At 69.0% G+C, this 12055-nt stretch carries 13 protein-coding genes; 8 read left to right on the forward strand and 5 right to left on the reverse strand.

Annotation, left to right across the window (positions count from 1 at the left end; genetic code table 11):
• Positions 1-86: 86 nt before the first annotated feature.
• On the reverse strand, positions 87-902 hold the full coding sequence (locus GGR71_RS00205; protein ID WP_160956983.1) for a glycine zipper 2TM domain-containing protein: 816 nt from the start codon (positions 900-902) through the stop codon (positions 87-89).
• A 173-nt stretch (positions 903-1075) separates the two neighbouring features.
• On the opposite strand from GGR71_RS00205, the gene GGR71_RS00210 reads away from it, so the two are divergent.
• The 3 genes from GGR71_RS00210 to GGR71_RS00220 all read left to right on the forward strand — a co-directional run bounded on the left by GGR71_RS00210 (position 1076) and on the right by GGR71_RS00220 (position 4016).
• Entirely contained in the window at positions 1076-1312 is a 237-nt protein-coding gene (locus GGR71_RS00210; RefSeq protein WP_048491350.1) for a DUF6116 family protein, read from the forward strand.
• A gap of 5 nt (positions 1313-1317) precedes the next feature.
• On the forward strand, positions 1318-2112 hold the full coding sequence (locus tag GGR71_RS00215; protein WP_160956984.1) for a TatD family hydrolase: 795 nt from the start codon (positions 1318-1320) through the stop codon (positions 2110-2112).
• Positions 2113-2579: 467 nt separating this feature from the next.
• Positions 2580-4016 (forward strand): putative bifunctional diguanylate cyclase/phosphodiesterase, encoded by a 1437-nt coding sequence (locus tag GGR71_RS00220; protein ID WP_160956985.1) that lies wholly within the window; start codon positions 2580-2582, stop codon positions 4014-4016.
• On the opposite strand, the gene GGR71_RS00225 is transcribed toward GGR71_RS00220, so the two are convergent.
• A complete protein-coding gene (locus tag GGR71_RS00225; RefSeq protein WP_048491347.1) occupies positions 4013-4825 on the reverse strand; it encodes a tRNA threonylcarbamoyladenosine dehydratase in 813 nt (270 codons plus the stop codon). The genes GGR71_RS00220 and GGR71_RS00225 overlap by 4 nt on opposite strands.
• A gap of 128 nt (positions 4826-4953) precedes the next feature.
• Between GGR71_RS00225 and GGR71_RS00230 the strand changes: the two genes are divergently transcribed.
• On the forward strand, positions 4954-5388 hold the full coding sequence (locus tag GGR71_RS00230) for a hypothetical protein (RefSeq protein ID WP_160956986.1): 435 nt from the start codon (positions 4954-4956) through the stop codon (positions 5386-5388).
• 369 nt (positions 5389-5757) lie between these two features.
• Positions 5758-6240 carry a glycine zipper 2TM domain-containing protein gene (locus GGR71_RS00235; protein ID WP_010344410.1) on the forward strand — a complete coding sequence of 161 codons (483 nt, stop codon included), beginning with the start codon at positions 5758-5760 and terminating at the stop codon, positions 6238-6240.
• Positions 6241-6315: 75 nt separating this feature from the next.
• Here GGR71_RS00235 and GGR71_RS00240 read toward each other — a convergent pair whose 3' ends face one another.
• Positions 6316-6531, reverse strand: coding sequence for a cold-shock protein (locus GGR71_RS00240; RefSeq protein ID WP_343160780.1), 216 nt, complete (start codon positions 6529-6531; stop codon positions 6316-6318).
• Positions 6532-6767: 236 nt separating this feature from the next.
• On the opposite strand from GGR71_RS00240, the gene GGR71_RS00245 reads away from it, so the two are divergent.
• On the forward strand, positions 6768-7253 hold the full coding sequence (locus GGR71_RS00245; RefSeq protein WP_048491345.1) for a DUF456 domain-containing protein: 486 nt from the start codon (positions 6768-6770) through the stop codon (positions 7251-7253).
• Positions 7254-7396: 143 nt separating this feature from the next.
• On the forward strand, positions 7397-8548 hold the full coding sequence (locus tag GGR71_RS00250; protein ID WP_160956988.1) for a phospholipase A: 1152 nt from the start codon (positions 7397-7399) through the stop codon (positions 8546-8548).
• Between the two features lie 177 nt (positions 8549-8725).
• Here GGR71_RS00250 and GGR71_RS00255 read toward each other — a convergent pair whose 3' ends face one another.
• Positions 8726-9361, reverse strand: coding sequence for a glutathione S-transferase N-terminal domain-containing protein (locus tag GGR71_RS00255; protein WP_160956989.1), 636 nt, complete (start codon positions 9359-9361; stop codon positions 8726-8728).
• 109 nt (positions 9362-9470) lie between these two features.
• A complete protein-coding gene (locus tag GGR71_RS00260) occupies positions 9471-10991 on the reverse strand; it encodes a FumA C-terminus/TtdB family hydratase beta subunit (RefSeq protein ID WP_160956990.1) in 1521 nt (506 codons plus the stop codon).
• Positions 10992-11092: 101 nt separating this feature from the next.
• Here GGR71_RS00260 and GGR71_RS00265 point away from each other — a divergent pair, with 101 nt between their 5' ends.
• The gene (locus GGR71_RS00265) at positions 11093-11974 is read left to right on the forward strand and encodes an RNA polymerase sigma-70 factor (RefSeq protein ID WP_160956991.1); all 882 of its coding nucleotides are present in this window, start codon (positions 11093-11095) and stop codon (positions 11972-11974) included.
• Positions 11975-12055: the final 81 nt, after the last annotated feature.

The raw sequence follows: 12055 nt of genomic DNA on the forward strand, positions 1-12055 counted from the left end.
GTATCGGCCCCGCCCGCACCACCGCCCGCAGAAAGACGAAGGCCGGCGCAAGCGCCGGCCTCCGGGGTGTGCAACGAAACTGCGACTCAGCGCTGGCTGACGGCGACGTCGCCGGCCGACGCGGTCTGGGTGACCAGGCGGCCGTCCAGCACCGGCAGGCGGTCGCTGTTCGGACGGTCGTCCATGCGTACGGTCTTTTCCTGGCCGTCGTAGCGGTAGGTCACGTCGTAGCCCTTGACCACGTCCTGCGTGCCCATGGCGATGCGGCTGCCCGGCTTGCTGTCCATGCGCATGGTGCCGGTGGTGCCGTCGTCGTTGCGGTAGGTCACGTTGTAGCCGGTGATGGTCGAGGACTGCGCGGTGCTGTTCTCGGTATGGCACTGGCGCTCGGTGCGATCGACCACGCGGCCGCCGACGTGGTTCTGGTCGATGCGGTTGCCGATGAAACCGCCGGCCACCGCGCCGGCCGCGGTCGCGGCCTTGCGGCCGTTGCCCTGGCCGATCTGGTTGCCGAGCAGGCCCCCGACCACCGCGCCGACCACGGTGCCGCCGACGTTGCCGTCGCGCTCGGGCAGGCGCTCCTGCACCACGACGTCGTTGCACACCTGGCGCGGAGTAGTCGTGGTCGAGGTCTGGCGCAGCGGCTCGGTGCCCACCACCTCGGCGTAGCGCTGCTGCTTCTGGGTGATCGGATCGACCCGCACCACGTCGGCGTACTCGAGCTTGCCACCGACGCTGTTGTCCATCGCGCTGTCGCCGCGCGTATTGTCCAGGGCCGGGCGCACGTCGCTGTTGGCGACGTCCACCGGTTTGTCGCGATTGTTCATGAAGGCCGCGGTGGCGACGCCGCCGACCAGCAAGGCGCCAGCCGCGACCAGAACGGTTGTCGTAGTGCTTTTCATGTGTGCTCTCCTGCGGGCTGACCGCGTTGTCTACGGTGCTGTGATTACCATGCCGAAGCTGAACCAATCCGCTCCCTATTCAGCAATGCACCGGCGGCGCGGCTGGTAACGCCGCTGGAACGTCGCCATCTCTAGGCTGTTAGCGTTTCCACCGCCTCCCCGGAGAACGTGCCATGCCCAATCCGATCGTCTATCCGCTGCTGCGCTGGGCGGGCAAATTGCGCTACCCGACGCTGTTCAAGATCACTGCCGGCCTGTTCGTGCTGAGCGTGCTGCTGCCCGATCCGGTGCCCTTCATCGACGAGATCGTGTTCGGCCTGGGCACCCTGCTGCTGGCCAACTGGAAGACCCGCACGCCGGCGCCGGCCACCGAACCGCTGACCTCCACCGCCCAGCGCGTGCGCCGCTGAGCGCCATGCAGTTGATCGACAGCCATTGCCACCTGGACGCGGAGGAGTTCGACCCGGACCGCGCGGCGGTGATCGCGCGCGCGCAGGCGGCGGGCGTGCAGGCGCAGGTGGTGCCGGCGGTGACCGCGGCGTCCTGGCCCAAGCTGCGCGCGGTCTGCGCGGCCGCGCCCGGCCTGTATCCGGCCTACGGCCTGCATCCGCTGTTCCTGGATCAGCATCGCCCCGAGCACCTGCCATTGCTCGGCGAGTGGATCCAACGCGAGCGGCCGTGCGCGATCGGCGAGTGCGGACTGGACTTCTTCGTCGACGGGTTGGACGAAACCGAGCAGCAGCGCTACTTCGTCGGGCAGCTGCAGCTGGCGCGCGACTGCGACCTGCCGCTGATCGTGCACGCCAGGCGCGCAGTGGACGCGGTGATCCTGGCGATCCGCAAGGTCGGGCGCGTGCGCGGCGTTGTGCACAGTTTCGCCGGCAGCGCCGAGCAGGCCGCGCAGTTGCGATCGCTGGATTTCCTGATCGGCCTCGGCGGGCCGGTCACCTACGCACGGGCGCAGCGCCTGCGCCGACTGGCCGCGACCGTGCCGCTACAACAATTGCTGCTGGAAACCGATGCGCCGGATCAACCCGATGCGGCGATCCGCGGTGAGCGCAACGAACCGGCACGGCTGCGCACCGTACTGGGCACCATCGCCGAACTGCGCGATGTCTCTGCCGCCTCGATCGCCGCGCAGACCACAGCCAACGCGCGGCGTCTGTTCGGCCTGCCCGACGCGGTCGCCGGCCCGCCCGTCACCGTCTGACACGGCGCCACCCTGCGAACCGCACATTCCGACGCTACGCGTCGCTTTTTGACGCACTGACACAGGAACAGACGCCACACGTCGACCGCGCAGCGCGCGACTGCACCGTGGTCGGCACGCACATCGCGTGACGAAACGGCTTTCGTACGAAACTGTGAACTGGGCAGGTGGATGCCTGCCTTTCGAGCGCGTTTCGGCCTGCTTGCTTCTGCTACTGTGCACCGCGCTGAAACGGCGAGCGGCGCTTTGTCCGCCAGGCACCGGAGTGAACCCGTTCGCTCTCAGCAAAGGCTTGGCGGCCGGCTCGATGGCACGCGTTCTGGCAGATCGGATCATCCTGGCGTGAAACAACCGGCAAGCCGCATCCCCTACCCGCTTCTTCACGGCGCGCGGCGCACGCGTGCGATCGCGTCTTCCGCAGCCGCGCCGGCGCGAACGGCGCTGGCGCGCATGCGGGCGCTGCGGCGATGAAGAGCGGCGCGAGTTCGGAAAAACACGCCTCCAACGGCGAAAGCTGGGTCTCCCTGAAATTCCGCGACAGCAATCGCAGCCGCAAGATGCGCAGCACCCTGACCCTGGCCGGGATCTCGTGCACCACGCTCGGCACCCTGTGGACCGTGTGCTACCTGTACTACGACCGGCCGGAACTGGCGTTCGCCTTCGTCGGGCTGACCGCGGTCGGCCTGCTCGCGCTCGTCCGCCGCCGCCACTGCGACGAGGCCTCGCTGTCGCTGGTGGCGCACGGCATCTTCGTCGTGGTGCTGGTGATCTCGATCATCGACGCGCCGATCGGCACGGTGCCGCGCTCCGTGCACACGTTCTTCCTGCCGCTGGCGGCCGGCGCGCTGTTCGTGTTCGACCGCAGCCGCCGCTACCGCGCGCTGGTGTTCCCGCTGGCCTGCCTAGGCGCCTTCGTCGCGTTCGGCTCGGGCGAACTGGACTGGCTGGCGCCGGCGTCCTCGCCGCCACTGGGCATGCGCCGGCTCGGCGCGATCTGCAACATGGCCTGCGCGGCCGGCTTGCTGGCGGCGATCCTGCACATCTACCGCAACGACGTGAACGCGCGCATTTCGCTGGAGCGGGAACTGGCGCGTGCGGTCGACAACGGCGAGATCGAGGTGCTGTACCAGCCGCAGGTCAACGCCCACGGCAGCATGCTCGGGGCAGAGGCGCTGGTGCGCTGGCGGCACCCCAACGGCAAGCTGCTGACCCCGGACAAGTTCATCCCGCTGGCCGAAGAGAGCCAGTTGATCCGCGAGGTGGGACTGGAAGTGCTGCGCCAGGTCTGCCGCACGCTGCGGCGCTGGTCGCAGGAGCCGGACCTGCGTGCGCTGGTGGTGGCGGTGAACGTCAGCCCGGTGCAGTTGCTCGACCCCAACTTCGTGGCCGCGGTGAAGCAGGTGATCACCAGCGAGGGCGTGGCGCCGGCATCGCTGGAGTTCGAGCTGACCGAGTCGGCGCTGTATGTGGACACCGCCGGCGTACGCACCAAGATGCACGAACTCAAGACGTTCGGCATCGGCTGGGCGCTGGACGACTTCGGTACCGGCTTCTCCTCGCTGGCGATGCTCCGGACGCTGCCGGTCACCAAGCTCAAGATCGACCGACAGTTCGTCAACGACGCCAAGGCCGACGAGTCCTCGCGGCGGCTGCTGGCCAAGATCGTGGAGATCTCCGAGGTGATGGGCATGGTGGCCCTCGCCGAAGGCATCGAGGACATGCAGCAGTGCGAGATGCTCTCGGCGATGGGCTGCCGGCATTTCCAGGGCTTCCTGTTCGGCCGGCCGCAGCCGGCGCAGGACCTGGAACGGCTGGCTACGCTGCAGGCCGGCACCGAACGCAACCTGGCGAACGGCATGGCGGTACGCATACCCGGCGCGGCGCCGCCGGCCGGCACGCGCTAGGCGGCCGCGGCCTCGCGCGCCGCGGCGCGCTTCAACAGCATCTCCAGCGCCTTGCCGACCGCGGCGAAGGCGAACGCACCGGTGATGTGCGTGGCCGCGCCCAGGCCGGCGCCGCAGTCCAGGTTCAAGGCCGCATCCGGCCCCAGCACCGGCCGCAGTCCGCAGACGCTGCCGTCGGCCTGCGGGTAGCGCACGTTCTCCAGCGAGTACACCGCCGGCACGCCGAAATAACGCTGCGGATTCTTGGGGAAGTTGAATTCGCTGCGCAGCTTCTTGCGGATCAGCGCCAGCATCGCGTCATGCTCGGTGCGCGACACGTCGCGGATCCGCACCAGGGTCGGATCGGTGCGTCCGCCGGCCGAGCCTACCGTCAGCAGCGGCAGCTTGCGCCGCCGGCACCAGGCGATGGTCTCGACCTTGACCCGGAAGCTGTCGCATGCGTCGATCACCAGGTCGAAGCCGGCATCGAGCAGCTCGGCGATGTTGGTCGGGGTCAGGAAGGCTTCGACCGCGACCGCCTCGATCTGCGGATTGATCGCCACGCAACGCTCGGCCATCGCCACCGCCTTGTTGCGCCCGTACTGGCCGGCCAACGCCGGCAGTTGCCGGTTGGTGTTGGACACGCAGATGTCGTCGGCGTCGATCAGGGTCAGATGCCCGACCGCCGAGCGCGCCAGCGCCTCCACCACCCACGAGCCGACCCCGCCCATGCCCACCACCGCCACCCGGCACTGCGCCAGCCGTTCGATCGTGCCTTGCCCGTAGAGCCGGTCGATGCCGGCGAAGCGCTCGCGCCATTGTTCGTTCATTCGCGCATTTTAGGGGATTGCTGGTTGAGCCGGGATTGGGGATTGGGGATTTGCGCCGCGGCCTGGGCGCACGCGACGCGTCGCCGCAGGCGTACCATCGGCGCTCCATCCCGCTGCGCATGCCTGACATGGCCAAGCCGCCCTCCTCCCCGCCCACCTCCGCGTCCCGCTATCTGTTCGTGTTGCTGGCCGGGTTGCTGCTCGGGCTGGTGCTGACGGTGATGGCACTGCGCGCGGTGCAGGCGCGGCAGGATCCGTTCCCGCGCAGCCTGATGCAGGTCATGGGCAAGCAACTGGCGTTGCTCGAACGCGACGCCGCGCACCGGCAATGCAGCGGCGCAGGTCCGCAGGCGCGGCTGCGCACGCTGCGCCTGCTCGGCGACGAACTGGGCACGGCATTCCCCGACCTGGTCGACGACAGTCGCTTTCGCGAGCACGCCGATGCGCTGCGCGCCGGCGTGGACGCGGCGCTGGCGCAGCCGCCGGCCGACTGCGCCGCACTGGCGCAGGCACGCCAGCAGATCGACGAGCGCTGCGACGCCTGCCACCGCGATTTCCGCTGAGCGCCCGGCGGGATCGGCACCGCCGCGCCAACGGGCTGTTTCTCTGAACGCAGTCGCGTGCATCGAGGACCTGTCGGCAGGCTTCTGCCAATGTGCCAGCGCCGCGTTCGATGGCGCAGGCGCAGGCTTGTGCGCGGAACCTTCAGCATCTTTCTCGGTGACGGGACAGTGAGGCTTTCCCGTTGACCCGCGTGCGCGCCTTTCGATGAGGTGCCAGCGCTTTCATGCTGAATTGCCGCTGACCCCGCCCGTCGCAAGGCTGAACAGCACTCACCAGGGTTGGCGTTGCATTCACGCAGGGATGGAGAGGATGCCTGCGACCGCGGCGCTGCCGCCGCGCTCCATCACCGTCTGTCGAGGAGAGCACCCATGAAGATCCAACTGATGGCCACCGCTGCCGTGGCGACCCTGGCGCTCGCAGGCTGCGCCACGTCCCCCGGCTATGGCGGCGGTTACGGCGGCGGCTACAGCCAGCCGGCGCGCGGCGGTTACACCCAGACCCGCTGTGCCGATTGCGGCATCGTCACCCGCATCGATACCGTGCCGTCCGGCCGCACTGCGCCGTCGGCCACCGGTGCGATCCTGGGCGGTATCGTCGGCGCGGTCGCCGGCCATGAGATTTCCGACCACACCGGTGGCAGCAAGGGCAACCAGAACGTGTCGGCGGTGGCGGGTGCGGCGGCCGGCGCGCTTGCCGGCAACGAGATCCAGAAGAACGTCACCAGCGACACCTACGACGTGCATGTGCAGATGGACGACGGTCGGGTGATCGTGGTCAACCAGCGCGACCTGGCGGGCGTGCGCGAGAACACCTACGTGCGCGTGGTCAACGGGCGCGTCGTGCCGCGCTGATCCGGCATCCCCTGAAACGCAAAAAGGCCCGCAGTGCGGGCCTTTTTGCTGCGCGCCAGACCGCGCGGCGATCCCTCAGATGGGCTGCACCGCGTCGGCCTGCAGGCCCTTCTGGCCCTGCACCACGGTGAAGCTGACCTTCTGGCCTTCCTTCAGACTCTTGACGCCCTGGGTCTGGATGGCCCGGAAGTGCACGAACACGTCCTCGCCGTTTTCGCGGCTGATGAAACCGAAACCCTTGGCATCGTTGAACCACTTCACGGTGCCGTTTTCGCGATTGCCGTTCATGATGGACTTACTCCTTGGAACACGTCTCAGGGGTGGGTACGCCGTGGGGTGCGGCGGCTGGTTGCAAGGAGGAAGCGAGGTATAACGATGTAGCGGATCGATGGATCTACCGCATCAGGCCACGATTCACGGTGACCTTTGCAAACGCAGCGGCTGCAACTTACCCCGGGCAAAATGAAAATGCAATCAGCAAAAATGCCCCATCTGTCAACCCCCAAACCGCCCCCAAGGTGAGCCACATGGACCCTGCGTTCATCTATTACGTGTGCGCCGGAGTGCTGGTGCTGGTCGGACTGGCAGGGGTGCTGTTGCCGGCCCTGCCGGGGACCCCGCTGATGTTCGCCGGGATGCTGCTGGCGGCGTGGGCCGACGGCTTCCAGCGGCTGGGCTGGCCGACGCTGACCGTGCTGGGCGTGCTCACCGCGCTGTCGCTGCTGGTCGACCTGCTGGCCACCGCGTTCGGCGCGCAACGGGTCGGGGCCAGCCGCAAGGCGCTGTGGGGATCGGTGCTGGGCGGGATCGCCGGCATGTTCTTCATGCCGATCGGGTTGTTCGTCGGCCCCTTCGTCGGCGCCCTGGTCGGGGAGTACTGGCACGGTCGCGAACTGCGCCAGGCCACCCGCGTCGGCGTCGGCACTTGGCTGGGGATCGTGCTGGGCACCGCCGCCAAGCTCGGCCTGGCACTGGCGATGCTCGCGGTGTTCGCAGTGGCCTGGCTGCTCTGAAAAAGCGTGCCTGAAGACGGCGTTGCGGCGACAGCATGAACGTGTGATGACCCTGTTGTCGTCACTTCCTGTATTTTCGCTGCCGGCCATTCACCCCCGGCAGCGCACCACCCGCCCGCGCCGCCCGTTGCAGCGAGAACCGCATGTCCCACCGCCAGGTCCGCCCCCTGTTACTGCTGTCGATCGCGGCCGTGCCGCTTGCGCACGCGCAGGAAGTCCTGCCCACCCCCGCCTCGCCGGAGGCGTGCGTGGCCATCTCCAGCGACGCCGCCCGCCTGGCCTGCTACGACCAGGCGCTGTCGCGCCGCACCGCCGACCCGCAGGCGGCCGATGCCGCAGCGCAGGCCGCCAGCGAGCGCCAGAAGCAACAGCTGGACGCCAGCGTGCCGGGGGATGCCGGCGTCGCCGAGCGCACCCGCCAGCGCGCCGCCGCGATCTTCAAGCAGGACCGCTACGACAGCACCATCGCCAATGCCGGCAAGGGCTCGCTGCTGGACAGCCGCTGGGAACTGGCCAAGGACTCCAAGCTGGGCACCTTCCAGTTGCGCGCCTACAAGCCGGTGTACCTGCTGCCGGCGTTCTGGACCAGCAAGAAGAACGAGCTGCCGTCCTCGCCGAACCCGGTCAACACGGTGACCACCGCCGAGCCGCTAGACAGCGTGGAGGCGAAGTTCCAGCTGAGCTTCAAGACCAAGATCGTGGAGAACATCTTCGGCGACAACGGCGACCTGTGGGGCGGCTATACCCAGAGCTCGCGCTGGCAGGTCTACAACTCGGAGCAGTCGCGGCCGTTCCGCGAGACCAACTACGAGCCGGAACTGATGCTGGTGTTCCGCAACAACTACAGCCTGTTCGGCTGGAAGGGACGGATGACCGGCATCCAGCTGACCCACCAGTCCAACGGCCGCAGCGATCCGCTGTCGCGCAGCTGGAACCGGGCGATGCTCAACATCGGCCTGGACCGCGACAACTGGGCGCTGGTGCTGCGCCCCTGGTACCGCATCCCGGAGAGCCGCAAGCAGGACAACAACCCGGACATCGAGGACTACATGGGCCGCGGCGACGCGACCCTGATCTACAACCGCAACGGCCACGAAGTGGCGCTGATGGCGCGGCACTCGCTGCGCGGCGGCGACCGCTCGCACGGCGCGGTGCAGCTGGACTGGGGCTTCCCGATCAGCAACCTGCTGCGCGGCCATGTGCAGGTGTTCGACGGCTACGGCGAGAGCATGATCGACTACAACCACCGCGCCACCTATGTCGGCGTCGGCATCTCGCTGCTGGAATGGTTCTGAACCGGCGTCTGACCTGAGCGCCCATGCGCATCGCGTCGCGTCCACGTTCGGCCGCAGGAAAAACCAAGGGCTTGCGGATCTTCCGCAAGCCCTTTTTGGTTGCCGCGGGAGGCGGCCGGCACCTTCACCGGCCGAGCGCCGGCAGCGCGCGCTCCGTGGCCGCGCGACTGGCCCGGCTCACACCCAGTCGGTGATGCCTTCCCGCCGATAGGCCTCGTGGAACGCCGGGCGCGCCTTCATGCGCTCGGCCAGCGCCTTCAGCGCCGGCCAGCTGTCGGTGGGCCGCGGCATGTTGCGCGACCAGCGCATCAGCATGACCAGCACGAAGTCGGCGGCGCTGCAGTGCTCGCCCAGCAGGTAGGGGCCGCCCTGCTGCAGGTGCGTGGCCACCTCGTCCCAGGCCTTTTCCAGGAAGGCGCGGGCGCTGGCGCGCACGCGCTCGGCGTTGTCGGCGCCGGCCGGTTCGTCGGGATAGAACCAGCCGCGGTAGGCCGGCATCAGGGTGTAGGCGCCGAACAGCATCCAGCGGTAGTAGGCCGCACGCTCGGGGGTGCCCGGCGGCGGCGCCAGGCCGGCGTGCGGATAGAGGTCGGCCAAGTGCATGGCGATGGCGACCGATTCGGTCAGCACCTGCCCGTCCAGGACCAGGGTCGGTACCCGCCCCTGCGGGTTGATCGCCAGGTACGCGGGGCTTTTCTGCTCCTGACGCTCGAAATCGAGCATGCGCAGTTCGAAATCGACCTGCAGTTCGATCAGCAACCAGTGCACGACGAACGAGGCGGTACTGGGCGAGCCGTAGAGCACGATGGACACGACGCTTTCCCCGGAGGCGGAACCAGCGCCGATTATTGCCGCGACGCCGGCGCACCGCCAGCGCGACGCGGAACGCCGGCGTCCTAGCCAGCGTTCGCGCTGCGGCCGATCAGGCCTCGACCACCACCGGGATCTTGCCGATGCGCGCCTGCCATTCGCGCGGACCGGTCTTGTGCACCGACTCGCCGCTGGCGTCGACCGCCACGGTCACCGGCATGTCCTTGACCTCGAACTCGTAGATCGCCTCCATGCCCAGGTCTTCGAACGCCAGCACCTTGCTGGCCTTGATCGCCTTGGACACCAGGTAGGCCGAGCCGCCGACCGCCATCAGGTACACCGCCTTGCTGTCGCGGATCGCGGCGATCGCTGCATCGCCGCGCTCGGACTTGCCGACCATGCCCAGCAGACCGGTCTGCTCCAGCATCTGCCGGGTGAACTTGTCCATGCGCGTGGCGGTAGTGGGGCCGGCCGGGCCGACCACTTCGTCGCGCACCGGATCGACCGGGCCAACGTAGTAGATGAAGCGGTTGGTGAAGTCCACCGGCAGCGTCTCGCCGCGGTTGAGCATGTCGATCATGCGCTTGTGCGCGGCGTCGCGGCCGGTCAGCAGCTTGCCGTTGAGCAGGATCGTCTCGCCCGGCTTGAAACTGGCCACTTCCTCGCGGGTGATGGTGTCCAGATTCACCCGGCGCGCATTGGTCGGGTTGTAGGTCAGCTTGGGCCAGTCTTCCAGCGAGGGCGGGTCCAGCATCACCGCGCCGCTGCCATCCAGGGTGAAGTGCGCATGGCGGGTGGCCGCGCAGTTGGGGATCAGCGCCACCGGCAGGTTGGCGGCGTGGGTCGGGTAGTCCTTGACCTTGATGTCCAGCACCGTGGTCAGGCCGCCGAGGCCCTGCGCGCCGATGCCCAGCGCGTTGACCTTCTCGTACAGCTCCAGGCGCAGTTCCTCGGCGCGGTTGGATGCGCCGCGGGCCTGCAGGTCGACGATGTCGATCGGCTCCATCAGCGCTTCCTTGGCCAGCAGCATCGCCTTCTCGGCGGTGCCGCCGATGCCGATGCCGAGCATGCCCGGCGGGCACCAGCCGGCGCCCATGGTCGGCACGGTCTTGAGTACCCAGTCGACGATGGAGTCGGAGGGATTGAGCATGGCGAACTTGCTCTTGGCCTCCGAGCCGCCGCCCTTGGCCGCGACGATGACGTCGACGGTGTCGCCGGGGACGACCTTCACGTTGACCACCGCCGGGGTGTTGTCCTTGGTGTTCTGGCGCTTGCCGGCCGGGTCGGCCAGCACCGAGGCGCGCAGCTTGTTGTCCGGATGGTTGTAGGCGCGGCGCACGCCCTCGTTGACCATGTCCTCCACGCCCATGGTCGCGTCGTCCCAGCGCACGTTCATGCCGATCTCGAGGAATACGGTGACGATGCCGGTGTCCTGGCAGATCGGCCGGTGGCCCTCGGCGCACATGCGCGAATTGATCAGGATCTGCGCGATGGCGTCCTTGGCCGCCGGCGACTGCTCGCGCTCGTAGGCCGCGGAGAGATTCTTGATGTAGTCGACCGGGTGGTAGTAGCTGATGTACTGCAGCGCGTCGGCGACGGACTGGATGAGGTCTTCCTGCTTGATCGAGGTCACGGCTGGCTCTGCGGCTGGCGGGGGGAAACCCGCCCATTTTAGGGCAAAGTGGCGGCCCCGCCCGCTGTCACGCCGGCACGCCCTGTTCCGTCCTGGTCGTCATGACCCACGATCCGACCTTCGAATCCCACCGCGCCCGGCTGTTCGGCCTGGCCTACCGCCTGCTCGGCAGCCGCGCCGACGCCGAGGACACCGTGCAGGACGCCTGGCTGCGCTGGCAGGCCAGCGACCGCGACGCGATCCGCGACCCCGAAGCCTGGCTGGTGACCGCCACCACCCGGCTCGGCCTGGACCGCCTGCGCGCGGCGCGCAGCGCCCGCGTCCACTACGTCGGCCCGTGGCTGCCCGAGCCGCTGGAGATCGCCGACGAGGCCGACCCGGCCGAGCGCCTCGACCGCGCCGAACAGGTGTCGGTGGCGTTCCTGGCTTTGCTGGAGCGGCTCGGCCCGCACGAGCGCGCGGCGTTCCTGCTGAAGGAGGCGTTCGACTACGACTACGCGCAGATCGGCCGCACCCTGGAGCGCAGCGAAGCCGGCTGCCGGCAACTGGTGCACCGGGCACGCGAGCGGCTCGGCCAGGGCCAGGCGCGCTTCGCGGTCACGCCCGAGCGCCACCGCCAACTGCTGGAGCGCTTCCTGCACGCCTCGCAGCGCGGCGACCGCGCCGCCATCGCCGCCCTGCTGCACGCCGATGCGCAACTGCTGTCCGACGGCGGCGGCAAGGTCACCGCCAGCCTGCGCCCGCTGCACGGTGCCGAGCGCATCGGCCGGCTGTACTGGACCGTGGCGCGGCGCGGGCTGGGCCTGCAGGCGCGGATCGGCACGGTCAATGGCGAACCGGCGATCCTGCGGTTTCTGGGGCCACGGCTGCAGTCGGCGACCGTGCTGGTCATCGACGGCGAGCGCATCGCCGAGGTGCTGACCCTGATGAATCCGGACAAGCTGCCGGCGCTGGCGTCGCGCCCTGCCGCCAGCCGCGCCTGACCTGCGTCGGCGCCGTCACACCGCGACGCGCCACCGCGTCTTGGACGGGAAGGCGGCCATGGTGGCCGCCATGCACGAACC

The sequence above is a fragment of the Xanthomonas sp. F1 genome, from assembly GCF_014199855.1.

Coding starts and splice junctions, on each gene's coding strand:
- GGR71_RS00245 (WP_048491345.1), top strand. CDS start 6,768: ATGGACCCTGCGTTCATCTATTACGTGTGCGCCGGAGTGCTGGTGCTG.
- GGR71_RS00220 (WP_160956985.1), top strand. CDS start 2,580: ATGAAGAGCGGCGCGAGTTCGGAAAAACACGCCTCCAACGGCGAAAGC.
- GGR71_RS00210 (WP_048491350.1), top strand. CDS start 1,076: ATGCCCAATCCGATCGTCTATCCGCTGCTGCGCTGGGCGGGCAAATTG.
- GGR71_RS00235 (WP_010344410.1), top strand. CDS start 5,758: ATGAAGATCCAACTGATGGCCACCGCTGCCGTGGCGACCCTGGCGCTC.
- GGR71_RS00265 (WP_160956991.1), top strand. CDS start 11,093: ATGACCCACGATCCGACCTTCGAATCCCACCGCGCCCGGCTGTTCGGC.
- GGR71_RS00205 (WP_160956983.1), bottom strand. CDS start 902: ATGAAAAGCACTACGACAACCGTTCTGGTCGCGGCTGGCGCCTTGCTG.
- GGR71_RS00250 (WP_160956988.1), top strand. CDS start 7,397: ATGTCCCACCGCCAGGTCCGCCCCCTGTTACTGCTGTCGATCGCGGCC.
- GGR71_RS00215 (WP_160956984.1), top strand. CDS start 1,318: ATGCAGTTGATCGACAGCCATTGCCACCTGGACGCGGAGGAGTTCGAC.
- GGR71_RS00225 (WP_048491347.1), bottom strand. CDS start 4,825: ATGAACGAACAATGGCGCGAGCGCTTCGCCGGCATCGACCGGCTCTAC.
- GGR71_RS00230 (WP_160956986.1), top strand. CDS start 4,954: ATGGCCAAGCCGCCCTCCTCCCCGCCCACCTCCGCGTCCCGCTATCTG.